This is a genomic window from Pseudolabrys sp., assembly GCF_050250095.1.
Classification (GTDB): domain Bacteria; phylum Pseudomonadota; class Alphaproteobacteria; order Rhizobiales; family Xanthobacteraceae; genus Pseudolabrys.
The window spans coordinates 481,667-505,680 of sequence record NZ_JBFWPH010000001.1; the positions used below are offsets into that span (position 1 = coordinate 481,667).

Sequence of the window (24,014 nt, forward strand, 5' to 3'; positions counted from 1 at the left end):
CATGACGACAAACGCCAAGCCCGTGCGTGTCCTGGTTGTCGACGACTCCGCCGTCATGCGCGACCTCCTGTCGGGCATCCTCGCGGAAGACCCGGAGATCGAGGTGCTCGACACCGCGCCGGACCCTTACGTCGCCCGCGAGAAGATCAAGGCGCTCAACCCCGACGTCATCACGCTCGACGTCGAGATGCCGCATATGGACGGCGTCACGTTCCTGCGCAAGATCATGACGCTGCGGCCGATGCCGGTCGTCATGATTTCCACCCTGACGACGGCGGGCGCGGAAACCACGCTCGAGGCGCTCGAGATCGGCGCGGTCGATTTCGTCGCCAAGCCGACCGCCAATGTCGCGACGACGCTCGCGCAACTCGCGCCGGAAATCCGCGCCAAGGTCAAGAACGCCGGCCGCGCCAAAGTGCGTGCGCCGGTGGCGCGCAAGCCGAAGGTACACACGCTCAGCCGCTCGGCGGCCTCCGGCGACAAGATCATCTTCATCGGCGCCTCGACCGGCGGCGTCGAGGCGCTGAAGGTCGTGCTCACCGGCATGCCGGCGGATTCGCCGCCGATCCTCATCACCCAGCACATGCCGCCGCGCTTCACCCAGGCTTTCGCCGAGCGTCTCAATCGCGAATGCGCGATGACGATCTCGGAAGCCAAGCACGGCGATCCGGTGGAGCAGGGCCATGCCTATATCGCGCCCGGCTCGCATCATCTCGAAATCGCCAAGACCGGCGGCCGCTTCGTCTGCGCGTTGAACGACGGGCCGACGATGTCGGGCCATCGGCCGTCGGTCGATACACTGTTCCAGTCGGCGGCGAAGCTCGTCGGCGCCAACGCGGTCGCTGCGATCCTGACCGGCATGGGCAAGGACGGCGCCAACGGCATGCGTGAGATGCGCAACGCCGGCGCCTTCACCATCGGTCAGGACGAGGCGACGTCCCTGATTTACGGCATGCCGCGCGTGGCCTTCGAGGTCGGCGGCGTGATGAAGCAGTCGCCTTTGGGCGACGTGTCCGACGCCATTCTTGCCGCCTGCCACTATGTTCCGGCCGGCGCGGCAAAGTCCGCATGACGATGGAGCGATGCTGATGGAACCCCACAACGTCACCCTGCGCGACATCGGCGGCGCTCCGGTTTTGCCGCTGCCGTCGGTGCTCGATCTCGGCGCCGCGGAAACGCTGCTCGCGATGCTGCGCGAAAAGCTCGCTAACGATACCGAACTGCGGATCGACGCCTCGAAGGTCGAGACGATGACGTTTCCCTGCGCGCAGGTGCTGGTCTCGGCGCTGCGCAGCCACACCGAGGTTTCCGTCGAGCAGCCGTCGGAAGCCTTCTCCACCGCGTTCCGTGACCTCGGCCTCGACTGGATGCCGGAACGCGCGCGCGGGATCATCCTCGCGGATATCGACGCCGCGCCGTCCATCGCTCCGGAGGCCCCGGCGTCCGAACCGGGCGCGGACGCGCCGGCCCGTGCGCCGGCCAACGGCGCCGTCGCCAAGCGCATCCTGACCATCGACGATTCCAAGACGATCCGCGACATGCTGCTGCTGACCCTGACCGACGCCGGTTTCGACGTGCTGCAGGCCGTCGACGGCAAGGATGGCGTCGAGGTGCTCGGCCGCGAGCGGGTCGACGTCGTCATTACCGACATCAACATGCCGAACATGGACGGCTACGAGGTGATCCGTCACCTGCGGGCCGACCCGGCGCACAAGACGACGCCCATTCTGGTGCTCACCACCGAAAGCGATAGTGACAAGAAGAATCTCGCGCGCGAGGCCGGCGCCACCGGCTGGATGGTCAAGCCGTTCGACCCCGAACGGCTGATCGCAACGGTGTGCAAGGTTTCGCCCTGACGCACGAATTTGAAGGCAAAAGGATCGACGGCCATGTCGAGTCTTGAACAACTCAAACTGACCTTCTTCGACGAATGCTCGGAGTTGCTCCAGCAAATGGAGGTCAGCCTGACCGAGATGCGGGACGGCAACACGTCCGACGACATCATCAACGCGGTGTTCCGCGCGGTGCATTCGGTCAAGGGCGGCGCCGGTATTTTCGGCTTCGACGAACTGGTCGGCTTCGCGCATGTGTTCGAGACCGTGCTCGACACCATGCGCAACGGCAAGCTTGCGCCGTCGACCGACGTCATCGACATCATGCTCACCGCCGGCGACGTGCTGACGGATCTCGTCAACATGGCGCGCTCGGGTGAGGCGGCGCCCGCGAATTACGGCCAGGACTCCCGCGCCCAGCTGCAGGCGCTCTTGGGCGACGAAGGCCATGACGAGGGGCCCGCGCCGGCCGATTTCGAAGGGCTCGATTTCGCTCCGGTCCGCATCGAGGACTTCGACGAAGCCGGCGATGCGCCGCCGCCCAGCGAAGCGCCGAAACTCTGGCGCATCGAGTTCCGCCCCAAGCCCGAGATGCTGGAGAAGGCCAACGAGCCGCTGCTCATCATTCGCGGGCTGCAGCGGCTTGGCGAGCTTGATTTTGCCGCCGAGACCGGCGGCATCCCGCCGCTGCACGAATTGCGTCCGACCCGGCCTTACGTCGGCTGGAGCGGCACCCTGCGCACCGGCGCGCCGCAGGCCGAGATCGAGGAGGTGTTCGAATTCGTCGCCGGCGATTGCGATCTGACCATCGCGCTCGATGGCGCGCCGGCGATGCCGGAGCCGATCCCTGCCGCCGCGCCCGCCCCGCAGCCGACGGCGGCAAGCCTGCCGCCGGTCAGCCCGACCGTGGCCGCGCCGTCGATCGTGCCGGCCGATGCGCCGGCGAAGCCTGTGGCGTCCGCGCCGGTGGTCTCCGCCGCTTCGGCGTCGGACGGTTCGAGCAAGAGCGCGCCCGCCAAGGGCGGCGCCACCACCACCCGCGTCGAGCTTGAGCGCATCGACCGCGTCGTGAACCTCGTCGGCGAACTGGTCATCTCGCAGGCGATGATGGGCCAGATCGTGCAGGGCCTCCCGGAAGCTGTCAGCGGCCAGCTCTGGCAGATCCTCGATGAGGTCGTGCATCACACCCGCGAGCTGAAAGACAGCGTGATGTCGATGCGCGCCCAGCCGGTCGGCGCGGTGTTCCAGCGCATGCCGCGCCTGGTGCGCGAGCTTGCGGTGAAGACCGGCAAGAAGGTCCGCCTCGAGATGCATGGCGAGACCACGGAGGTCGACCGTTCGATTATCGAGCGGCTGGCCGACCCGCTCACCCACATCATCCGCAATTCGGCCGACCACGGCATCGAGATGCCGGCCGACCGCGCGGCCGCCGGCAAGCCGGAGGAGGGCACCATTCGCTTGTCCGCCGACCATCGCGGCAGCCGCATCGTCATCGAGATCCGCGACGACGGCGCCGGTATCAACACCGAAAAGGTGCTGAAGAAGGCGCGCGAGCGCGGCCTCGTCAGCGCCGACGCCAATCTCACCGAGGACGAGGTCAACAACCTGATTTTCGCGCCCGGCTTCTCCACGGCCGACCAGGTTTCGGATATCTCCGGCCGCGGCGTCGGCATGGACGTGGTGCGGCGGAACATCCAGGACATCGGCGGCCGCATCAGCCTGAAGTCCGAGCGCGGCAAGGGCATGGTGATCCAGCTTGCGTTGCCGCTCACGCTCGCCGTCATGGAAGGCATGGTCATCAAGGTCGGCCGCGAAACCTTCGTGATGCCGATGTCGGTGATCCTCGAATGCTTGCGGCCGGGCGAGGCCGAGATGCACAACCTCGTCGGCACCAGCGGCATGCTGCAATTGCGCGGCGAACTGGTGTCGCTCGTCCATCTCGGCGATCTGCTGTCGATCGAGCGGGCGGGCGGCGACCAGGCCGAGCGTGTCGTCATCATCGTCGATGGCGGCGAGAACACCCGGTTCGGCGTTATCGTGGATGAGCTGTGCGGCCACCAGCAGGTCGTCATCAAGAGCATCGAGGAAAGCTACGGCGCGGTGCCGGGCGTCGCCGGCGCCACGATCCTCGGCAACGGCAAGGTCGCCTTCATCCTCGACGCCGAGAAGCTCGCGGACCTCTCGACCGCCACCAATTCCGTTACCAGTTCCGCTGCCGGCATCGGCCGGGCCCGCCGGGCCGAGGTCGCGCCGGAAGCGGCTTGATGGGAAGTACCAAACAGAAGCCGCGGTCCGCGGCCTCAAGACTGCAAAAAAGAAGATGCGATAAGGAGTACTCAAGATGCCAGCCGCAGTGACACTGAAAGTGCTCATTGTCGACGATCAGAACAGCGTTCGTCAGATGACGCGCATGATCCTCGAAGAGATCGGTGTCCGCACCATTCATGAGGCGGATAACGGCAAGAACGCACTGGCGGTGTCGTCCGTCCAGCCGCTCGATCTCGTTATTTCCGATTTCAACATGCCGGAAATGGACGGAATCGAGTTCCTGCGCAACATGCGCGGCCACCCGATGTCGCGAAAGGTGCCGTTCATCCTACTGACCGGCCGTGGCGACCGCGAACTGGTCGTGAAGGCCGCGCAGGCCGGCGCCAACAACTACCTGATCAAGCCGTTCACCGCCGCGATCCTGCGCGAGAAGATCGAGCAGGTCATCGGCAAGCTGACCTAGGGGCTTTCAGGCCGGTTGCGATGTCGTCGGGGGGATCCGAACCAGTTGCGCTGACAGGGCTGCCGGAGCCCGCGGACGACTCGTCCGCGGCGATCGCCAGGCTTGCCGATGGCGGCGAGGTCGGGCCGTTTCTTGCGGCGCTGTCCTTCGTGCTGCGCGAAACCATCGCGCGCTTCGAGCATTCGGCGAGCCGCATCACCGACATCGTGCAGCCCGCGCGCGGCGGCCGCGAACTGATCGTGGCCTTCCAGGAATTCGACCGGCTGCAGCAGGAATTCGCCGCGCTCTCCAACGTGCTTGCGCATTTCGCCGAGAATGCCACCGCGCAAAGTCACAACAGCTGGCAGGCGATCGACGCCATTTCGATCGCCAACGTCAAGGACAGGCTCAATCGCTACATGCGCGAGCCTGCGCGCGATCTTTCGCCGGAAGAGGCGGAAGAGGTGGTGTTTTAAAAGGCGGACTGGCCTGATCCAAACTCCGCTCATTCCCGCGAAAGCGGGAATCCACCTTCAAATTTGAGCGTTGGTTTGGTGCTTTGGACCCCCGCTTTCGCGGGGGTGAGCGGAGCGATTATCACGCCGGCGATTTGCGGCGCAGCTTTTCCGCAACCTGGCGAAGCCCCTCGGTCAGCTCGGGCACTTCTTCCGGTTTGATGTTGCGGTATTCGTCGCGGCGCGCGAGATGCAGCGAGTCGACATAGCATTTGATCGACTCGACGCTGTAATCCTCGCCCTTGCGGATGCGGTCGAACATGTCGCACAGCGTGTCGGCGATGTGGGTGAGCAGTTCGAGCCCGATCGTCGTTCCGATATTGCGAAGCTGGCGGGTGCGATCGTTCGCCTCCTTGATCCAGCGCAGGTTTGCCGGGTTCTCGAGCGCATCGTCGATCAACAGGTGCAGGGCGGTCAATTCGCGGTCGAGATGGGCCTCGAGGTCGGGCCGCACCTCGTCGATCTGGTTCTGGGCGCGGGCGATGGCCTCGTCGCGTGAAATCCCGCCGGGCCGGCGTGCCATCTGCTGGAAACGGGTGTCGACGTGGAACTCAGTCGCGTTGTTGGAGATTTTTTTATTCATTAGGATTGCTCCGTGCGGGCGGCCGAGAAGAGGCTGTCGATATCGTTCTGCGCGAGCGCGGGGCCGGATTCGGCGCCGATCTCGATCGGCTTGTCGCCCTTGCGGCGGCCGACGCCGCCGGGGAAGCCTTCGATCTTGAAGCGGCGGTCGGGGCCGAAATAGGTCTCGGTATCGATGAACTTGCGCGGCGTGAAGGCGATCCAGGTCAGCCGGTCGTAGAGCGCGGCCGGCGACATCGGCTTGGCGATCACCATGTTGACGCCGGCGTCGCGCGCGGTCTTCACGGTCGCTTCGCGGGTGTCGCTGGCCATCAGCAGGATCGGGATGGTGCGATTTTCGTTGTCGGCATTGCGGCGGATGGCGCGGGTCAAGGCGAGGCCGCCGTTTTCACCGGACGGCGCGCCCGGCGCCGGCATGTGAGCGTCAAGCAACAGGATGTCGGCCTTGCCGGACGACAGGCTCTGCAACAGCCCCATCGAATCCTTGGCTTCGAGAACCTTGTTGGCGCCGAAGCCGCGCAGCATGCCGTGCACCAGCATGCAGAGATACGAACTCGGATCGGCGACCAGGATCACGAGGTCGCGAAGATTGATGGCGGGCGATGTCATGCGCGTACCCGTTGGAAGGCGGGCCTGACACGGCGCATCGTCGTGCGCGTGGGGCTGCCGCCGCCGGTGCCGGACCGAAGTAAAGTTGAAAGCCGCAACGTCAAAAGCAGCATGGCCTCGCTCGTGCGTGTCCCATCGGCGGCGAAGCCGGTGGCGCTCGTTCATCCGAGCTAAGGCGATTCAGGATAAAACGTGGTTAATTTTTTCTGCTTGGGTGCCGGGCGCGCATCCGCCAAAGCCCGTCAGGATTGTCCACAGCGCATTTTTTCGGCCTCTTTGGCCTCGAACGGCCGGCTTTTTGGCCGGTCTCTGGTTGCAGCTTGCAATAACACAACCAATAGTTTATTTATGATTCGGCTTCACGAAATGGTTGTGTAACGTGTGGTGTCTGGGCACCGGTGGCCGCGCGCCGAGGTTGGTCGCACAACGTCCACTCTCTGAAACGTTGTGAAGACAGTCTTCTTCGACCCCGTGAAAGTTATCTGTCTGATCTGCCACACGAAAACCCGTTTTATAGAGCCTTATGATGATAGATAATGTCGCATCGATGTTCCCGATTCTGGGTCGCGCAGCATCGATAGGGTAGTCCGGTAGCGTTCGTTGATTGCGGCCCTGCCGCAAGTTGCGTCACCGGGTGCGTGCGTATCGCTTCCTCTTTCTCCTTTTTTGCGAAGGACGATGCCTCATGCACGATGCGCACCGGGCTCACGCTGAGACGGTCGATCTGTCGGCGAACACCAGGCTGCGTCAGGCCGCCGCACGCGCTGCGACGGCGATGTCCGGCGTGCTACTGGACGGCAACGAAGCCTTTGTGTCGGACACCGAACAGTCCGTTGCGGCGCGCCGCCTGATCTTGCGCGAGCGCGACGCGCTCTCCGTCCTCCCGCTGATTTGCCGCGGCTGGGCGGCCTGCAGCGTCACGCTGTTCGACGGCCGCCGCCAGATCCTGTCCTTCCTGCTGCCGGGCGACATGGCGCCGACCGCGATGGTGTTCGACGATGTCGCTCACGTCTCGGTCGAGGCGGTGACGGACGTTCAATTCCGCGCCGTCCAGCGCGCCGAGTTCAAGGACGCCTTGCAGCGCGAGGCCGGTCTGTTCGAGCGGTTTTCCCGGCTCGCGGCTGTCGAAAAGTTTCAGGCCGATCAGCTTGCGGTCGATCTCGGCCGCCGCAGCGCCGACGAGCGGATCGCCAGGCTCATCCTCGGCCTCGCCGAGCGGGCGCGGCAGCGCGGTCTCACCGAGGGCGACAGTTTCGAGTTTCCGCTGCGCCAGCACCATATCGCGGACGCGACCGGCCTGACGTCGGTCCATGTCAGCAAGGTTCTGACCGAATTCCGCCGCGCCGGGTCGATCGAGATCAGCGAGCGCGCGCTGACCATCAAGGATCCCGGCGCGTTCCGCGCGATCGCGAATATGCGCTGATCCTGCCGCGCATCAGGCGGCGCTCCGCCTGATGTCAGCGGCGGCCGCCGGACGCCGCCAGCGGTTCGCGATGGCCCATTCCGAGCGCCAGAAAATTGCCGAAGCGTTCCGCCGCGCTGCTCCACGCGCCGCGGCCGGTCCCCCGGTTGACGTAGACACCCCAGAAGAACGGCTTCTTGATCTGCGGCAGCGCCGCTTCGTGCCGGACCTCGGCCAGCGCCGGTGGCACGACGGACCGCGGCAAGGCGAGGTAGCCGAGCCCGACCGCCGCGCCGTTGACGGCGCCGTTCATCGTGCCGGCCTGCACAACGAGGCGGTAATTGGCGCGGTGCGCTTGCAGCGTTTCCAGCATGATTTCATAGCTGAAGCAGCGGGAAGGCGGCGCGACGATATTGAGCGGGGAGCCCGGCGTATTGCCGGAAGCGGGGCCGGTCCACACCAGGGAGTCGGTGCCGTGAATATAGGCATCCTCGATCTGCTCGTTGCGATCCAGCGTCACGCAGACGTCGATCTCCCAGGCGTAAAATCGTTCTCTCAGCTGCGCCGACGTGTTGCGCTCGATGCGGAAATTGACCGCCGGGTCATCACGCCGGATCGCCGCCATGATCGGAGCGATTGAAAGCAATTCGTCCGGCACGCCGACGCGGATCAGCGGCCCTTCGGCGCCGCCGGATTCCTCGCCGTGCAGCATCTGCTCGTGCAGCGCCAGCATCTGCCGGGCTCGCGCAAGGACGAACTCGCCCTTGGCGGTCAGTTTGACGCCGGGCACGCTCTTGTCGAAGACTTCGTAGCCGAGCTGGTCCTGCAGGCGCTTGATGTGCGCGCTGACGGTCGGCTGCGAGAGGCCCAGGCGCAGCGCGGCTTTGGTATAGCTGCGCTCCTCGACGACAAAAACAAGCGTCCTGAGCAGATCGGTGCCGATGTCCTGCGTTGCTACTGGCAAAGGCGGCTATCCGGTTCGCGGGTGTGTGCCGGGCCGCAAAAATCCTGAAGCTGCGCGAGCGGTTGGATTTTCGCGACTGCGGCGTACCGTGCGCTATAGCGGACGCGCGCAACAGCGCGCATATTAGAAAGAGTTTAGAAAATGAAAAGCGGAAATCGAGGCGCGACGCTCGTCCTGTGCGTGGCGTCAGCGCCCCCGAGCGCAGCGCACACACGCCATGTGCGTTGCAGCGATCAGGCGCCGACGGCTCGCTTGCGCTGGAAATCGACCACCTGCCGCGCCGTCAGCGGTTTCAGCCGGGAGAACGTGCCGAGGCATTGCTCCAGCTGATGCGGCGAAACGCCCTGTTCGCCGCCGCGCAGGCGCAGGATCAGCTTCACGGTCGGCCAGGACAGGCCGATCGCCTTGGCGATGATGAGCACGGTCTCGGGCCGGTCCTGAACCATCGCGCGTTCCACGGTCTCGATCGGCAGCCGGCACAGCGCGGCGAGCGAGGCCGTCGTTTCCTCGAACTGGCCGGCCTTGGCGAAATTGGCGATATCGGACTCCGCCAGCCGGCCGCTGGTCCGCAGTTCCTCGATCAGTTCCTGCGCGGCCTGATAGCTGCGCGACATCGCTCCGGTCCGGGCCTGGATCTGGCTTGCGACGTCGGCCACGGTTTCCTGCACCATGCTTGAAAGCGCCGGATTGGCGGCGGCGAGCTTGGCGCGGACCGCCTGGGAGGCCTTCGCCATCAGCCGCAGCAGGTGGTGGCGCGGAATGTCGCCGCGCAGGCCGACGCAAAACGCCATCTCGTCGTCACCGTCGGAGCGGTGAACCAGCTTGGTGTAGCCGGCCTCGGAAATCCGTGCCCCCAGATTGCGCGCGGTGGAGAGAACGACCGGCCGGTTGCCGCGCTCGATCAGAACGTCGGTCACGCTTTCGTCGAGGTTCTCGCGTTTCGAAATGGCGAGCAGGTGATCCTGGCTCTTGGTGAGGGCGGCGTCGGCGAGCCATTCGCTGGTCAGTTGCGACGACTTTTCCAGCATCGCGCCGGCGACGCCGATGTTATCGTCGAAACCGAGCATCTGGCTCACCGTCTGCGGCGCATTGGGAATGACGGCGAGCCGTTGCGCGAGCGCCGCGCGAGCCGCGATCTCGATATTGGCGACCAGCGTCGTGAACACGTCGTCGAACATGCGCATCTGGTCGTTCGAGAAGCCGCCGGAACCGAAGGCGAACAGGTCCGCCATCCGCAGCAGCATCGCGCCGCGCCGCTCGGTCGCCTTGCCGCTGAGCGCGTCGTTCAGCTCGTCGATCATCCGGAAATTCTGTCGCATGGTCATTCCATCTTTCAGGCAATCTGGCGCGGCAGGTCGGACGCCAGAACGGGATATTGAGGCGCCGTGCGCGGCGCTTCGATCTCCGCCACGGCGCGGTGCTGCGGCCGGGTCTGGGCGCCGTCGAACGGCAACTCGGCAGCCGGAACCGGGCGGCCGAACAGGTATCCTTGAATCTGCGTGCAGCCGACCGCGCGCAGCAGGGTGAACTGCTCCTGGGTCTCGACGCCTTCGGCGGTCGTTGTGATGTTCAGGCTGCGGCCGAGGCCGGTGACCGCGCAGACGATTGCCGCGCAGTCGGTGCGGGTCGACATCTCGTTGATGAACGACCTGTCGATCTTGATCTTGTCGAACGGGAACATCTTCAGATAGCTGAGCGAGGAATAGCCGGTGCCGAAATCGTCGAGCACGATGGCGACGCCGAGATTCTTCAGCGCGTGCAGGAGCGAGATGTTGTCCTCGTTCTTGTGCAGCAGCACCGTTTCCGTGATCTCCAGCTCGAGCCGTTCGGGCGCGAGCCCGGACTCGTCGAGCGCGCTGGAGACGAGGCCGACGATGTCGCCCTTGGAGAACTGGATCGCCGACAGGTTGACGGATACCTTGACCGAGTCCGGCCAGCCGGCCGCGTCGGTGCAGGCGCGCCGCATCACCCAATCGCCGAGCGGCACGATCAGCCCGGTTTCCTCCGCGAGCGGGATGAAGTGCTCCGGCGACACGAGGCCCTTGAGCGGCGAATTCCAGCGCACCAGCGCCTCGACGGCAGCGATGTCCTTGTTGATCGCATTGACGATCGGCTGATAGCGCAACTCGAATTCCTGCGCGGCCAATGCCTTGCGCAATTCGGTCTCGAGCGTGCGGCGGATATTGACCTCCGCCTCCATGGTCGATTCGAAGATGCTGTACTGGTTGCGGCCGCTCGATTTCGCCCGATACAGCGCCAGATCCGCGCATTTGATGAGGCCGTCGGCGTCGAGTCCGTGTTCCGGCGCGATGGCGATGCCGATGCTGGCGCTGGTCTCGATGTGGTGTCCCTCGACGTGGAACGGCTCCAGCATCGCTCCGATGACGCGGGCGGCATGGGCGACGGCGCTGTCGCGCGCCTCGTCGCCCGCCATCTGCAGGATCGCGAATTCGTCGCCGCTGATCCGCGCGACCACGTCGTCCTTGCCGGCGAGATCCTTCAGCCGCGCCGCGATCGCCATCAGCAGCGCGTCGCCGACCGGATGGCCGAGCGTGTCGTTGATGTCCTTGAAGCGGTCGATGTCGAGCAGGAGCAGGTTGAACGGTTTGGGCCCGCCGGCGGCTTCGGGCGCCTGCGCCAGCAAGCCGGACATGATCTCGAGCAGGCGCGTCCGGTTGGCGAGGCCGGTCAGCGCGTCGTAGCGTGACATATAGGCGACGCGTTCGGCGGCCTGGGCACGCTCGGTGATGTCCTCGACGATATTGATGAGATATTTCGGCGTGCCGTCGGCGTCGTGGACGACCTCTTTCTTCACGCGCACGATCTGGCCGGGTATCGCGGTGTCGTGCAGCGGCGTGGTGACCAGCGCAATGCGGTCGCCGGCCAGCGCCTTGCGGTCCCGCGCGGTGATCCGGTCGGCCAGCTCCTTCTCGAACAGCTCGTATGGTGTCTTGCCGATGACCTCGGCGGCGCTCATGCCGAAATATTCCTCGGCGCGCTTGTTGATCAGCACGTACTGCATCGTCACGGCGTCTTTCACCATGATGATGGCGGGGACGTTGGTAATGACGGTGTCGAGGAAGTTCTGGGTGCGGTCGCGCTCGGCTTCGGCGCGGACCTGATCGGTAATGTCGCGATGTGTGGTGACGCGCTCGCCGCTGGCGGTCAACGTGTGGGTGCACAGCAACGTGCGGCCGTTGGTGAGGGTGGGTTGCCGCTCAACGACGCCGTCTTTGGCGAGACCGGCGGCGATGTCGACGGCGTATTGATCGGGATCGCCGGAGAAATGCCCGCTCCGGGCCAGGTGGCGCACGAGATCGAGGAAGGTCCAGCCGATCTTGATCTCGTCGCGCGTGAAGCCGTGCAGTTCCAGATAGCGCGCGTTGAACATTTGCAGCCGGCCTTGTGCGTCGTAGACGCACAGGCCATGCGTCATGTTGTCGAGCGCAAGTTCGAGCATGTGCGCATGTTCGAGCGCACCGTCCGCCGATTGGGCCGCGCGTTGTTGCGCCGGCTCGATGGCGGTGTCGGGAAAGTCGGTGTCGTCAGGCAGGTCCGGAAACGGCATCTCGATGACGGTCAATGTCGGTTGGCAGCGTTACGCGGCACCCGAACTCCGAAACTGTGCTGCGCCGTCCTCAGGCCTCACTGGTTTGGCCGGAAGCCGGCCGCAGCGGCGCGCATTCCTGATGATTCGTCGCAATCAAAACGTGCCGCCACAGTAGGGGACGCGCTTTAAGCAAGGTTTAAGAAATGCCGTCGCTTTCTCGGCAGGCCGGAACGGCCGCGTTAAGCGATGTTTTGCAGCGCAAAAAAGCTCAGCCGAGGGGCCTTTTGGGCTTCCACGGCGGGGGGTGGCCGGTGCCGTCCGGCGCCCGCCATTCGATCACCTCGACCGTGTAACGCTCCAGGGCCGAGACCCGCCGGCGGCGGGCGAGCGCCGCGGGCGGCGCCACCGGCTCGTGCGGGGCGTCGTCGAGCGCGGCGATCAGCCAGTCGAGATTGTCCTCCGGGGTCACCCAGCGCTGCGGCGAATAGCGGGTGAGCCGGAACGGCCGGGAGAACGACAGCAGCGATTTGCGGCCGCTCGGCAGGTAGTATTCGTGCGCATAGGACATCGCGAGCTCGCGCGGGCTGCGATAGACCGGGTCGCGCCAGCGCAGCACGGCGTGGTTGGTCTTGCTGATCGCGCCCCAGAGGCCGCGCACCTGAAACGGCGCGACGACGTGATCCTGGTCCGCCGGCAGCGAGCGAAGATCCATCAGCAGCGGCGGCTTGCCGTGATAGGCAAAGCAGGCCGCCGCCAGCATCGCGCCCTCGGTGCAATGAGCCCGCCGCGTGCGCAGCACCCGGCGCGGCGACATGTGGGTGTCGCCGTCTTCCTCGAAATTGACCGGCATGCGGTCGAGGAAATCCTGGATCGCCTCCGGGCTCGACAGCCGCGCGACGATGCGGCGCTCGGCGGACGTCAGGAGGTCGCGCAGCGATTTTCGATAAGCGGCTGACAGGCTCATGGGCGCGCACTTTAAGCGCGGCATGGCGGGGCCGCGCGCCACGCGGCCGATGCGTCCACAACAAATCCGCGAGGGTTCGCCTTAACGCCGTGCCTGCGCCGCGCGCAGATAGCGCCCGCGCGGCCGCGGCTGCGGCAGCGGCACCGCCTCGAAAGCCTGCGCCGAGGCGGCGGCGGCTTCGGGCGAGGGCATCGGCAGCGGCACCGTCGCGCTCGCGATGTCGGCGCTGGGCGCGGCTGCGCTCGCGAGCTTGGGCGGCGGGCCGGGCTCGGGCATCGCCGGCGTCTCCGGCGAGAAGGCGAAGGCGTTGTAGTGGTTGCTCTTGATCGCCTGCGCGGCGTCGCGAACGATACGGTCGCCGGCGCGGCGGTTCTCGTAGCTCGAATTGCGCGCGCCGTGGTCGAGCACATAGGCAAGGCCCGGCGTACTGCCGGCGTCCGGCGCCGCAACCGCCACGTCGTAGTCGCGGCGGCCCGCCGCCGACAAGCCGCGGTCGTGGAAGGCGCTGGCGTAGTTCGGGTTGAGCTTGATGGCCTGGTTCATGTCGCGCGAGGAGCGCTCGAACTCGCGCTTGTCCATCAGCGTCATGGCGCGGTTATAGAGCGCGCCGGCATAATTCGGGGCAAGCTTCAGCGCCTGATCGAAATCGGCCATCGCCTTGTCGAACTCGCCCTTGTTGCGCCAGGCGAAGCCGCGGTTGTTATAGGCATAGGCATTGGCGGCATCGAGCTTGATGACCTGGCTGAAGTCAGCGATTGCGGCGTCGAGCTGGTTTTTACCATCATAAGCGAGGCCGCGGCCGTTATAGGCGTCGGCCAGCGCCGGCTTCAGGCGGATCACGGCGTCGTAGTCCTTGATGGCGCGGTCGAAATCGCGCTTGGCGTAGTGGCTGCCGGCGCGGTTGAGAAGGGCTGCCGCGTAAGCGCCGTTGATCTTGATCGCGGCGTCGAAATCCGCGATGGCGCGGTCGAGTTCGCCCTTCAGACGCAGCGCGAGGCCGCGGTTGTTCAGCATGATCGCGTTCTGCGGCGCGAGCTTGATGGCCGCGTCGAGATCGGCAATCGCCCGGTCGGCGTCGCCGCGCATGCCATAGGTCGTGCCGCGGTTGTGCAGCGCCGCCGCATATTTTGCATCGAGCTTCACCGCCTGGTCGAAATCGGCGAGCGCCCGGTCAAGGTCACCCTTGTCGCGGAAGGCGAGGCCGCGTTTGTTGAACGCCACCGCGTTCTTCGGCGCGAGCTTGATCGCGTGGCCGAAGTCCGCGATTGCCTTGTCGACCTCGTTCTTCGCGAGCTGCGCGAGCGCCCGGTGGAAATAGGCGTCGTCCGCGCCGGCGGGGAATTTCACGGCCTGGTCGAAATCAGCGATGGCGCGGTCGTAGTCGCGCTTTTCGAAGGCGGCGAGGCCGCGCTGGAAATAGGCCTGCGCGAACTTGCCGTCGAGCTTGATCGCGTCGCCGAAATCGGTGAGCGCCCGGTCGAGATCGCTCTTGTTGCGGTAGGCGATGCCGCGGTTGAAGAAGGCCGCCGCGTTCTGCGGGTCGAGCTTCAGCGCTGCGGTGAAGCCGAGGATGGCGCGGTCGGCGTCGCCCTTGGCGCCGAGCGCCAGCGCGCGGTCATACGTTGCATCGGCGGCGTTCGGCCGCAATTTCAGCGTGGCGTCGAAATCGGCGATGGCGCGGTCGAAATCGCGCTTGGCCTGATAGGCGCTGCCGCGGTTGAACAGGGCGGCCGCATAGTCCGGATTGATCTTGATCGCCTGGTCGAAGTTCTGGATCGCGTGGTCGAGGTCGTTCTTGTCGCGATAGGCGAGGCCGCGATTGTAGAAAGCGAGCGCATTGCGGGGGTCGAACTTCACCGCGTCGGCGAAGTCGCGCAGCGCCCGCTCGGTGTCGCCCTTGGCGCCATAGGCGATGCCGCGGTCGTTATAGGCCTGGGCGAAGTCGCCATCGAGCTTGATGGCGGCGGTGAAGTCGGCGATAGCACGGTCGAAGTCGCGGCGGCCGACATAGGCATTGCCGCGGTTGTTGAGCGCGAGCGCGTCCTTCGGATTGAGCTTCAGCGCCTTGTCGTAGTCGCTGATCGCCTGAGCGTAGTCGCCCTTGTCGTAGTTGGCGTTGCCGCGGTTGAACCATGCGAGCGGCTGATTGCCGTCGAGCTTGATCGCCTGATCGTAGTCCGCCAGCGCACGGTCGAACCGGCGCTTGGCGGACTGGGCGATGCCGCGGTTGATCAGGGCCGGCGCGTATTTGGCGTCGATGCCGAGCGCGGCGTCGAAATCGGCGATGGCGCGATCGTAATCGCCCTTCATGCCGTAGGCGACGCCGCGGTCGTTATAGGTCAGCGCGCTGGTGGCGTTGAGGCGGAGCGCCTGCGTGAAGTCGGTGATGGCGCGCTCGATTTCGCCGCTGTTGACCAGCGTATTGGCGCGGCCGGCATAGGCGGGTCCAAGCTTGCCGTCGGCCTTCAGCGCATTGTCGAAGTCGGACAGCGCGCGGGCGTAGTCGCGCTTCTCCAGATAGGAGATCGCGCGGTTGTAGTAGGCGGAGGCGTTCTTGTCGTCGATCTTGAGCGTGGCGTCGAAGTCGGCGATGGCGCGGTCGTGGTCGCCGCGCACGTAATAGGCAACGCCGCGGTCGTAGTGGGCGGCTGCGTCCTTCGGGTTGAGCCGGATCGCCTGGTCGTAGTTCTGGATCGCGCGCGCGGTGTCGTTCTTGCGGAACAGCGCGTTGCCGCGGTTGTAATAGGCCGCGCCGAAATTGACGTTCAGCTTGATGGTGTAATTGAAGTCACCGATCGCCTTGTCGTAGTCGTGCTTGGCCGCCGCCATGATGCCGCGGTCGTTGAGCGCGAGCGCGAACACCGGGCTGACGCGCAGCGGCTGCGCAAGCTGCATCGCGCCGCGGTCATAGCCGCGCTGGTTGCGCACGTCCGGTCCGTTCGGCCGCGTGCCCATCGTGAAGCCGGGGCTGAGCTTGATCGCCTGCTCGAAGTCCGCGATCGCGCTGTCGTAATTGCGCTTGTCGAAATAGGCGACGGCGCGGTCGTGATAGGCCACCGCGTCTTTCGGGTTCAGCTTGATCGCCTGGCTGAAATCGGCGATGGCGCGGTCGGCGTCGCGCTTGTCGTAATAGACGCTGCCGCGGTTGTAGTAGGCGGCGGCATAGGTGTCGTTGAGGCGAACCGCCTGATCGAAGTCCGCCACGGCGCGGTCCAGCTCGCCCTTGGCGCGCCGCGCGACGCCGCGGTTGTTGTAGGCAACCGCGTTCTTGCCGTCGAGCTTGATCGCCTGATCGAAATCGGCGATGGCGCGGGCGTGGTCGCCCTTGGCGCCATAGACGATGGCGCGGTCATAGACGGCCGAGACGCGCTTGGGATCGAGCTTGATCGCCTGGTTGAGGTCGGCGATGGCGCGGTCGTATTCCTGCTTGTCGTAATAGGCGTTGCCGCGGTTCGAATAGGCGGTGGCGTCGTTCGGCTCGAGCTTCGCGGCTGCGCCGAAATCGGCGATGGCGCGGTCGATGTCGCCGCGGTTGCGCCAGGCGAGGCCGCGGTTGTTGTAGGCCTCGGCGAAATCGCGGTCGAGCTTGATGGCCTGCGTGAAGTCGGCGATGGCGCGGTCATAGGCGCGCATGCTGGTGAGCGCGAGGCCGCGGGCGTTGAACGCCTTGGCGTTGGACGGGCTGACCTTGAGCGCGCGGTCGAGATCGGCCAGCGCCTTGTCGTGCTCGCCGAGCGCCTCGTAGGTCTCGCCGCGATTGAACAGCGCGTTGACGAAGCCGGAGTTGATCTTCACCGCGGCGTCGAAATCGGCCAGCGCCTTGCGCAGGTCGCCCTTGTCGCGGAAGGCCATGCCGCGGTTGTTGAGCGCGGCTTCGTAATGCGGGTTGGCGGCGATCGCCTGTTCGAAATCCGCCAGCGCCTTGTCGAGATCGCCTTTCTGGCGGTGGATGGTGCCGCGCGTGTTCAGCGCTGCGACGAAGTTCGGGTCGCGCTTCACCGCCTGGTCGAGATCGGCCAGCGCCTTGCCGAGGTCGCCCTTGCGCTGCCACAGTAGCGCACGGCTGTTGTAAACGCCGGCATAGGTCGGGTTGAACTTGATCGCCTGATCGTAGTCCTGCAAGGCCCGGTCGATCTTGCCGCGCGCTGCATGGGTGTTGCCGCGCTCGGTGAAGGCGGCGGCGTTCTTCGGGTCGATCTTGATCGCGGTGTCGTAGTCGCGCACCGCGCGCTCGTAGTCGCCCTTGTATTGGTAAGCGTTGCCGCGATCCACGTAAGCGGTGACGAATTTCGGATCGAGCTTCAGCGCGGTGTCGAAATCGGCGACGGCGCGGTCGTAGTCGTGCCGCTCGCGATAGGCGAGGCCGCGCAGGTGCGCCGCGTGCTGGTCGCGCGGGTCGGCGCGCATCGCCTGCGTCAGGTCGGCGATGGCGTTGTCGAAGTCGCGGCGGTCGAGGCGGGTCGCGCCGCGGTTGAAATAGGCCTCGCCATAGCCGGAATCGAGCTTGATGGCGTTGTCGAAATCCGCCAGCGCCTGATCGGATTTGCCGAGCGTACGGTAGCTCAGGCCGCGGAAGTTGTAGGCGACGGCGTTCTTCGGGGCCGCCTTAATGGCGAGCGTGAGGTCGGCGATGGCGTGCTCGTCGTCGCGACGGTCGCGCCAGGCGATCCCGCGGTTCAGGAGCGCCCGCGCGTCGTCGGGCCGCGCCGCGACCGCCTTGTCGAAATCGGCGATGGCGCGGGCAAGGTCGCCCTTGGCGCGGTAGGCCTCGCCGCGGCTGTTCAGCGCGGCGGTGAATTTCGGGTCGAGCCGGATCGCCTGGTCGAAATCGGCGATGGCGCGGTCGCTGTCGCCGCGCGCGGTGTAAGCAAGGCCGCGCACGTTGAAGGCGTCGGTGTAGTCCGGGCGGATGTTGATCGCCTGGTTGAGGTCGGTGATGGCGCGGTCGTATTCCTTGCCGGCATAGAAGGCGCGGCCGCGCTCGTAGAATGCGCCCGCGTTCTGCGGATCGGCCTTGATGGCGTCCTCGAAGTCCGCCATCGCCTGTTTGATCTGGCCCTTGGCGCGCAGGACGAGGCCGCGGTTGTAGAAGCTCGGCGCGTGTTTGGGATTGAGCTTGATCGACTGGCTGAAGTCGGCAACGGCGCGCTCGTCGTCGCCCTTGATGTGATACGCGCGGCCGCGGTTGAAATAGGCGAGGGCGTTCTTGCCGTCGATCTTCAGCGTCTGATCGAAATCGGCGATGGCCCGGTCGGTTTCGCCCTTGGCGATGTAGACCACGCCGCGGTTGTAGTAGGACAGCGAGTCCTTCGGGTCGAGCTTGACCGCCTGGGTCAGGTCGGCCAGGGCGCGCTCGTAGTCGCGCTTGGCGAAGTAGGACACGCCGCGGTCGTAATAGGCGAGCGCATATTTGGCGTCGAGCTGGATCGCGCGGTCGTAGTTGCGGATCGCCTGGTCGTAGTCGTTCTTGTCGTAAAAGGCGTTGCCGCGGTTGTAATAGGCCAGCACGTAATTCGGGTTCAGCAGCAGCGCCTGATCGTAGTCCTTGATCGCGCGCGCCGTTTCGCCGCGGTTACGATAGGCGAGGCCGCGGTTGTTGTAGGCAAAGGCGTCGCGGGGATCGAGCAGGATCGCCTGATCGAAATCCTGGATCGCGCGCTCGACCGCGCCTTTCGAAGCATAGGCAATGCCGCGGTCGTTCAGCGCCAGAATGAAGTCCGGCCGCATCTTGATCGCCTGGTCGAAATCCTGGATCGCGCGTTCGTAGTCGCGGATGTCGCGATAGGCGAGGCCGCGGCTGTGAAAGCCGACCGAGTCGTTCGGGTTGAGCTTGATCGCGCGATCGAAGTCGGGAATGGCGCGGTCGGGCTCGCCCTTGGCGCGGTAGGCCATGCCGCGGTTGTAGTAGGCGAGCGCGTTGCTGGCGTTGATCTTGATCGCGAGGTCGAGCGCGTCGATCGCCTTCACGAAGTCGCGCTTGCCGTAATAGATGTGCGCCAGCGCGATGGTGGCTTCTGCGTTGCGCTTGTCGTGGCGCAGCACCATCTCGAAATCCTGCGCGGCGCGGTTGACCTCGCCGCGGTCGCGGAAGATCCGCGCGCGGTTGAAATAGCTGTCGGCGTCCTTCGGATTGAGCTTGACCGCCTCGTCGTAGTCGGCGACCGCGGCGTCGGTGTTGCCGGACTCGCGATAGGCGTTGCCGCGGATCGCATAGGCCGCGGCCTTCAACGGCTTCGATTTCGTCTTGTCGATGACGGCGGTGCAGGCGGCGAGGCGCTGCTCGATGCCCGCGCCGGATTTCGTCGAGCAATGGCGCTTCTGCTCCGCCGTCTGCGCGTGCGCGCCGGCCGCGGCGAACGACATCGCCGCTACCGTCAGCACGATCCCGGAAATTCGAAACAGTCCGCCGCTCATTGACGCCTCGATGCCACCCTGACGACGCGCCGTGCGTTCGGCGCGATGAAATTTATTGGGCGGAACTTAGCGCGAAGCGGCGCGTCTGAGTCAGCGAGCGGACTTATTGAACGAGTTAACATTAATCCGCATGCGCGTTACGCGCGCATGACGTTAACGGACAAAGCGTGAAGGTGTTAACGGCCGAGTGCTTCGGCGCGCGCCTCGGCGCGGGCCGCGTTGGCGATGTCGTCGAGCACGTATTGCGGCGGCATCATGTAGCCGAGCACGCGGCTGGTCGGGTATCGGCTCTCCTGAACCTTGTTGCCGTGGTTGCCGGAGATGACGATCAGGTTGCCGGCGCCGTCGGTGCCGCGCACGATGCCGACATGGCCGTTGTTCGGGCCGCCGCGGCGGAAGATCACGATGGCGCCGACGCGGGGGCTGTCGAGCTTCTTGCCGAAGCTCAGGAACGAGCGCGCCGCGCGCGAGTGGGTGCCTTTGCCGCCGACCTTGCGGAGGATCATGTTCATGAAGTCGGCGCACCACAACTGCGTCGGCAGGCCGAGCTGCTTGGCGTTGCGGCCGCGATAGCGCAGCGCCTCGAGCAGCACCGCGCCGGCGCCGGGCACCGAGGCGGCGATATCGGCTGCGTCGGTCCGGCTGCGCGCAATCGTCTCCATCGGCGTGACGTCGGCAAAACGCGCCGGCCGTTTGCCGCTGGCCTGATTGTTGGCATGGGCCGGCGCGGCCGCGGTGAGCGCGACCGTAAGAGCCAGAATTGCACCGGCGATTTTCATCTCATCGCATCCGCTTCGGAACCGGTCTTGGTTCGAACGGTTTGACCACGTCTGCATTCGCGGAAGGGCGTACACCGCAAACGTGGTTAACCGCTGCGGCCATTTTTTCCGGGGATGTGAGGCTGGTGCAAGAAAAAGCAGCGTAAACCGGCCGCCTGTCTTGCGGCATGGTTAACGCGGCAGCGTCTCAACGCATGGTGTAGCGGATCGGCACCGTGATCGAGATCGAGCGGCCGAGTTCGGTGGGCGGCGGCGGCAGCGGCTCTGCGCGCGACAGAAGCGCGAGCGTCTCGCGGTCGAGGATCGATGAGCCGGACGAGCGCGCGATGCGCGCGCCGTGGACGCCGCCGTTGCGGTCGATGGTGAAGGCGAGATAGGCGACGCCCTGGTCGCCGCGCGAGCGCGCTTCGGACGGGTAGCGCTTGGCGCGTTCGAGGCGGGCTGCGAGCATCGAGCGCCAGGTCGGCAGCGCATTGGAATGGCGCGAGGCGGCGCCCGGCGCCGGCGCTGCGGTTTGCGAGGCTCGGTGCTCCGCCGGGCTCGGCGCGCTCGCAACGCTGCGGCGCTTCTGTTTTTTCTTCTTCGGCTTTTCCGGCTCGATCGGCTTCGGCGGCGGCACCGGCGCGACCGCGATCATCGGGTTCGGCGCGGGTTCCGGCTTCAGGTCGAGTTCCGGCTCCGGCGGCGGCTCGGGTTCCGGTTCGGGCTCGGCTTCCGCCTGGAGCGGGCCGGGCGGCAGCTGGAGTTCTTCCGTGGTCGGCGCGACCGCGGCCGGCGCGAAGTCGACCAGCATCACCGGCGCCGTCGCAATCGATTCCGCGCTGTCGGTCCAGCGGGCGAACAGCCCGGCGATGCCGGCGGCATGAAACGCGACCGCCAGCACCACGCAGCCGCTCCAGCGCGCGAGGGTGAGGCCGTGTTCGCGGAACGCGGCTTTGGCGCCGGTTGCGATCATGGCTTCTGCACCGACTCCAGTCCAACGAGCGCGACGTGCAGATAGCCGGCCGTGCGCAGCTCGTTCATCAGCGTCATCAACTCGCCATAGGGCACGCTCTTGTCGGCGCGCAGGAACACCCGCTGTTCCCTGTCGTTGGAGGTCGCGCTGTCGAGCGCGGCGCCGATGCCGTTGCGTTGGATCGTGTCGTTGCCGAGCGTGACGGAAAGATCGGACTTCAGCGTGACGAACAGCGGCTTGTCCGGCCGGGGCTGGCGCTCGGCGGTCGAGGAGGGCAGATCGACGGAGATGTCGACGGTGGCGAGCGGCGCCGCGATCATGAAGATGATCAGCAGCACCAGCATCACGTCGATGAAGGGCGTGACGTTGATCTCGTGCAGTTCGCCGAGCGAGTCGTCGCCGTGGTCGAGCTTTGCGGCCATATCTTGCGTCCGGTCCGTCTTATTCCGCCGCCGCGCGCGGCCGGTGGCCGGTGCGGCGTCCGTAGAGTTCGCGGTCGAGGTCGCGGCTGACCAGCCGCAGCACGGCCGCCGAGGCGTCGCCATACTGGGCGCGATAGCCGGCGGTCCAGCGCGACAGCAGATTGTACATCACCACGGCCGGGATCGCGGCGACGAGGCCGAGCGCGGTTGCGAGCAGCGCCTCGGCGATGCCGGGGGCGACCACCGCGAGGTTGGTGGTCTGCGATTTCGAAATGCCGATGAAACTGTTCATGATGCCCCACACGGTGCCGAACAGGCCGACGAAGGGGGCGGTCGCGCCGATGGTGGCGAGCGGGCCGGTGCCGCGGATCATGCGGCGCGCGGCCGCGGCTTCGAGCCGCTCGAGCCGCGACGCGACGCGCTCTTTCACGCCCTCGCGGTCGATCGCATCGGCCGATTGCTCGATTTCCGTCATCGCGGCGTGAACCAGCATCGAGGCCGAACTGCGCCGCGTGCCGAAGGTCTGCGTGCATTCGATCAGCGAGGGCGCGTTTTCGATCCGCTGCATGTCGCTGCGCAGCCGCGCGCGCGCGCCGAAAATCTCCAGCGCCTTGGCGAACCAGATCGTCCAGGTCAGCAGCGAGGCGAAGGCGAGGCCCACCATCACCGCCTTCACGACGATGTCGGCCTGCATGAACATGCCCCACGGGGAAAGATCCCGCGGCAGCGTCAGCGCGATGCTTGGCACGGCGCTTGGCGCGGCGCCAGGCGCGGGAACCGCCGGTGCAGTCGCGCCCGGCGCAGCCGGGGCTGCGGCGTCTCCCGGCGCAGCGGTCGACGCAGGGTTGGCGGCTGGCGCCGGCGTTGCCGGAGCGGCTGGCGTCACGGACTGCGCCGGAGTGGATTGCGCGGGAGCGGCGGGCGTCGTTACGGCCGGCGGCGGGCTGGCGGGCGTGCTCGGCGGCGGCGCACTGGTCTGCGCCAGCGCCGCGGCGGGCAGCAGCGCGGCGGCGAGCATGATCGCGGCGCTGTGCCGCCGGAGGAAATGAAGGATGACGGAATTCATGATCGGCCGCTCGCTTGACATGACTGCACTATCTCAACTCGTTCTGTCTTTTACTTACTCTGCGGGACGCAATTGTGTCTCCGGGACCGCCGCCGCGCCTCTGCGCACGGCGCGCCGCCGCAGCCACATGATCGTGCCGGTAACGGCAAACACCGTCGGCAGCACGCCGGTTGCGAACACCAGCGCCTTCCACACCGGGCCGCTGTTGCTGCCCTCGTGAATCCAGCGGATCCAGCGCGCCGCCTTGTCGCCGGATTGCGGCGCCGGCAGGATCGCCGCCGTGCCGTCGCGATCGCTGACCGTGACGTTGAGCGCCATGCCGTCGGCGCGTTCCATCTGCACGCGCCACGCCGGCGCCGGGCCGCGATTGCCGCGGGCGGCGGCTGGGAGAAAGATTGCGCGCGCCGTCGCGCCGGTATTCTGCGCGAGTGCGATGTCGAGCGCCTTGTCGGCGGTGAGCGTCGGCGCCGCCACGACCGGCCCGAAGCCGCGCGGTCCCGGCGGCGTCATCGTCGCGACCGACGCCATCGCCGTGCGCGCCGTCTGCGGGAACGACAGATAGATCCCGGTCAGCGAAACGGCGGCGAGCGGGATCGAAATCCAGAACCCCGTCATGTGATGCAGGTTGTAGGTGAAGCGCGTCGAGCGGCTCCAGCGCAGGCCCCGCAGAAAGCCGCCGCGCGGCCACCACAGATAGATGCCGGACAGCGACAGGATCAGCATGCCGACGCCGGCCCAGCCGACGATCTGGCGGCCGGAATATTGCGGGATCGTCAGGTTCTCGTGGAACACATGCAGGAAGCCGAACAGCGACGCGCGGAAATCGACCACGTCGAGCACGCGGCCCGTGGGCGGATCGAGATAGACCGTGACGAAGCGCGGGCGCTGGCCGGGCTCGCTCTTCTGCGCGCGAGTCTGCACCTGCAGCGGAGCGCCCGGCTCGGCCGGCAGCCGCAGCGCGGCGGGCCGGAGGTCGTCGGCGGCCCCGGCAACCGCTTCGCCCGCGCGGGCGAGATAGTCCGACAGCGGGAGCGCCCGCTGCGGTCCGCTGACCGCGTAGCGATGCGGGTTGAGCATGCCGTCGAATTCGTCGTGGAACACCAGCAGCCCGCCCGAAATCGAAATCGGGATGAGCAGGATCGCCAGGCCGATGCCGATCCAGAGATGGATGTTGAGCCACAATTGCCGCAGGGCGCGTGTCCGCGAGGTCGCCATCACCTTGATCCTAGCCTGAATGGGGCACCCTATAG

General features: G+C 66.3%; 18 protein-coding genes and 1 pseudogene. 7 read left to right on the top strand and 12 right to left on the bottom strand.

The features are described 5' to 3' along the window. The first annotated feature begins 1 nt into the window (after position 1). The 6 genes and pseudogenes from AB7F10_RS02335 to AB7F10_RS02360 all read left to right on the top strand — a co-directional run bounded on the left by AB7F10_RS02335 (position 2) and on the right by AB7F10_RS02360 (position 5,018). On the top strand, positions 2 to 1,072 hold the full coding sequence (locus tag AB7F10_RS02335) for a protein-glutamate methylesterase/protein-glutamine glutaminase (RefSeq protein ID WP_428557882.1): 1,071 nt from the start codon (positions 2 to 4) through the stop codon (positions 1,070 to 1,072). Positions 1,073 to 1,088: 16 nt separating this feature from the next. After that, positions 1,089 to 1,352 (top strand): annotated as a pseudogene (locus AB7F10_RS02340) (STAS domain-containing protein); the annotation flags it as partial. A 150-nt stretch (positions 1,353 to 1,502) separates the two neighbouring features. Then, the gene (locus AB7F10_RS02345) at positions 1,503 to 1,856 is read left to right on the top strand and encodes a response regulator (protein WP_428558400.1); all 354 of its coding nucleotides are present in this window, start codon (positions 1,503 to 1,505) and stop codon (positions 1,854 to 1,856) included. Between the two features lie 33 nt (positions 1,857 to 1,889). Further along, the gene (locus AB7F10_RS02350; protein ID WP_428557881.1) at positions 1,890 to 4,097 is read left to right on the top strand and encodes a chemotaxis protein CheA; all 2,208 of its coding nucleotides are present in this window, start codon (positions 1,890 to 1,892) and stop codon (positions 4,095 to 4,097) included. A gap of 76 nt (positions 4,098 to 4,173) precedes the next feature. Then, positions 4,174 to 4,563: a response regulator gene (locus tag AB7F10_RS02355; RefSeq protein WP_428557880.1), complete on the top strand. Its 390-nt coding sequence runs from the start codon at positions 4,174 to 4,176 to the stop codon at positions 4,561 to 4,563. A gap of 20 nt (positions 4,564 to 4,583) precedes the next feature. After that, complete coding sequence (locus AB7F10_RS02360) at positions 4,584 to 5,018, top strand: hypothetical protein (protein WP_428557879.1); 435 nt, start codon at positions 4,584 to 4,586, stop codon at positions 5,016 to 5,018. Positions 5,019 to 5,139: 121 nt separating this feature from the next. Here the strand turns inward: AB7F10_RS02360 and AB7F10_RS02365 are convergent, their stop codons facing one another. Together AB7F10_RS02365 and AB7F10_RS02370 are read right to left on the bottom strand one after the other, a co-directional pair. Beyond that, positions 5,140 to 5,640, bottom strand: coding sequence for a hypothetical protein (locus AB7F10_RS02365; protein ID WP_428557878.1), 501 nt, complete (start codon positions 5,638 to 5,640; stop codon positions 5,140 to 5,142). Beyond that, positions 5,640 to 6,248 carry a response regulator gene (locus AB7F10_RS02370; protein WP_428557877.1) on the bottom strand — a complete coding sequence of 203 codons (609 nt, stop codon included), beginning with the start codon at positions 6,246 to 6,248 and terminating at the stop codon, positions 5,640 to 5,642. The genes AB7F10_RS02365 and AB7F10_RS02370 overlap by 1 nt, the downstream gene beginning before the upstream one ends. 685 nt (positions 6,249 to 6,933) lie before the next feature. On the opposite strand from AB7F10_RS02370, the gene AB7F10_RS02375 reads away from it, so the two are divergent. Continuing rightward, complete coding sequence (locus AB7F10_RS02375) at positions 6,934 to 7,671, top strand: Crp/Fnr family transcriptional regulator (protein WP_428557876.1); 738 nt, start codon at positions 6,934 to 6,936, stop codon at positions 7,669 to 7,671. 34 nt (positions 7,672 to 7,705) lie between these two features. On the opposite strand, the gene AB7F10_RS02380 is transcribed toward AB7F10_RS02375, so the two are convergent. The 10 genes from AB7F10_RS02380 to AB7F10_RS02425 form a co-directional block, all read right to left on the bottom strand. Next, on the bottom strand, positions 7,706 to 8,614 hold the full coding sequence (locus tag AB7F10_RS02380) for a LysR family transcriptional regulator (RefSeq protein WP_428557874.1): 909 nt from the start codon (positions 8,612 to 8,614) through the stop codon (positions 7,706 to 7,708). 233 nt (positions 8,615 to 8,847) lie between these two features. Further along, complete coding sequence (locus AB7F10_RS02385; RefSeq protein WP_428557873.1) at positions 8,848 to 9,939, bottom strand: DUF2336 domain-containing protein; 1,092 nt, start codon at positions 9,937 to 9,939, stop codon at positions 8,848 to 8,850. A gap of 8 nt (positions 9,940 to 9,947) precedes the next feature. Then, positions 9,948 to 12,197 carry a putative bifunctional diguanylate cyclase/phosphodiesterase gene (locus AB7F10_RS02390; RefSeq protein ID WP_428557872.1) on the bottom strand — a complete coding sequence of 750 codons (2,250 nt, stop codon included), beginning with the start codon at positions 12,195 to 12,197 and terminating at the stop codon, positions 9,948 to 9,950. 235 nt (positions 12,198 to 12,432) lie between these two features. Then, complete coding sequence (locus tag AB7F10_RS02395; RefSeq protein ID WP_428557871.1) at positions 12,433 to 13,128, bottom strand: hypothetical protein; 696 nt, start codon at positions 13,126 to 13,128, stop codon at positions 12,433 to 12,435. An 81-nt stretch (positions 13,129 to 13,209) separates the two neighbouring features. Then, positions 13,210 to 19,542, bottom strand: coding sequence for a tetratricopeptide repeat protein (locus tag AB7F10_RS02400; RefSeq protein WP_428557870.1), 6,333 nt, complete (start codon positions 19,540 to 19,542; stop codon positions 13,210 to 13,212). Between the two features lie 176 nt (positions 19,543 to 19,718). Further along, positions 19,719 to 20,321, bottom strand: coding sequence for a TIGR02594 family protein (locus AB7F10_RS02405; protein ID WP_428557869.1), 603 nt, complete (start codon positions 20,319 to 20,321; stop codon positions 19,719 to 19,721). 187 nt (positions 20,322 to 20,508) lie between these two features. After that, positions 20,509 to 21,276, bottom strand: coding sequence for an energy transducer TonB (locus AB7F10_RS02410; RefSeq protein WP_428557868.1), 768 nt, complete (start codon positions 21,274 to 21,276; stop codon positions 20,509 to 20,511). Then, positions 21,273 to 21,698, bottom strand: coding sequence for a TonB system transport protein ExbD (gene exbD / locus AB7F10_RS02415; protein WP_428557867.1), 426 nt, complete (start codon positions 21,696 to 21,698; stop codon positions 21,273 to 21,275). Before exbD ends, AB7F10_RS02410 begins: the two co-directional genes overlap by 4 nt. A 19-nt stretch (positions 21,699 to 21,717) precedes the next feature. After that, positions 21,718 to 22,764, bottom strand: a complete 1,047-nt coding sequence (gene exbB / locus AB7F10_RS02420) for a tonB-system energizer ExbB (protein WP_428557866.1) — start codon at positions 22,762 to 22,764, stop codon at positions 21,718 to 21,720. Between the two features lie 54 nt (positions 22,765 to 22,818). Further along, entirely contained in the window at positions 22,819 to 23,979 is a 1,161-nt protein-coding gene (locus AB7F10_RS02425; protein WP_428557865.1) for a PepSY-associated TM helix domain-containing protein, read from the bottom strand. Positions 23,980 to 24,014 lie beyond the last annotated feature (35 nt).

Coding starts and splice junctions, on each gene's coding strand:
- AB7F10_RS02335 (WP_428557882.1), top strand. CDS start 2: ATGACGACAAACGCCAAGCCCGTGCGTGTCCTGGTTGTCGACGACTCC.
- AB7F10_RS02350 (WP_428557881.1), top strand. CDS start 1,890: ATGTCGAGTCTTGAACAACTCAAACTGACCTTCTTCGACGAATGCTCG.
- AB7F10_RS02355 (WP_428557880.1), top strand. CDS start 4,174: ATGCCAGCCGCAGTGACACTGAAAGTGCTCATTGTCGACGATCAGAAC.
- AB7F10_RS02360 (WP_428557879.1), top strand. CDS start 4,584: ATGTCGTCGGGGGGATCCGAACCAGTTGCGCTGACAGGGCTGCCGGAG.
- AB7F10_RS02365 (WP_428557878.1), bottom strand. CDS start 5,640: ATGAATAAAAAAATCTCCAACAACGCGACTGAGTTCCACGTCGACACC.
- AB7F10_RS02370 (WP_428557877.1), bottom strand. CDS start 6,248: ATGACATCGCCCGCCATCAATCTTCGCGACCTCGTGATCCTGGTCGCC.
- AB7F10_RS02375 (WP_428557876.1), top strand. CDS start 6,934: ATGCACGATGCGCACCGGGCTCACGCTGAGACGGTCGATCTGTCGGCG.
- AB7F10_RS02385 (WP_428557873.1), bottom strand. CDS start 9,939: ATGACCATGCGACAGAATTTCCGGATGATCGACGAGCTGAACGACGCG.
- AB7F10_RS02395 (WP_428557871.1), bottom strand. CDS start 13,128: ATGAGCCTGTCAGCCGCTTATCGAAAATCGCTGCGCGACCTCCTGACG.
- AB7F10_RS02400 (WP_428557870.1), bottom strand. CDS start 19,542: ATGAGCGGCGGACTGTTTCGAATTTCCGGGATCGTGCTGACGGTAGCG.
- AB7F10_RS02405 (WP_428557869.1), bottom strand. CDS start 20,321: ATGAAAATCGCCGGTGCAATTCTGGCTCTTACGGTCGCGCTCACCGCG.
- AB7F10_RS02410 (WP_428557868.1), bottom strand. CDS start 21,276: ATGATCGCAACCGGCGCCAAAGCCGCGTTCCGCGAACACGGCCTCACC.
- exbD (WP_428557867.1), bottom strand. CDS start 21,698: ATGGCCGCAAAGCTCGACCACGGCGACGACTCGCTCGGCGAACTGCAC.
- exbB (WP_428557866.1), bottom strand. CDS start 22,764: ATGAATTCCGTCATCCTTCATTTCCTCCGGCGGCACAGCGCCGCGATC.
- AB7F10_RS02425 (WP_428557865.1), bottom strand. CDS start 23,979: ATGGCGACCTCGCGGACACGCGCCCTGCGGCAATTGTGGCTCAACATC.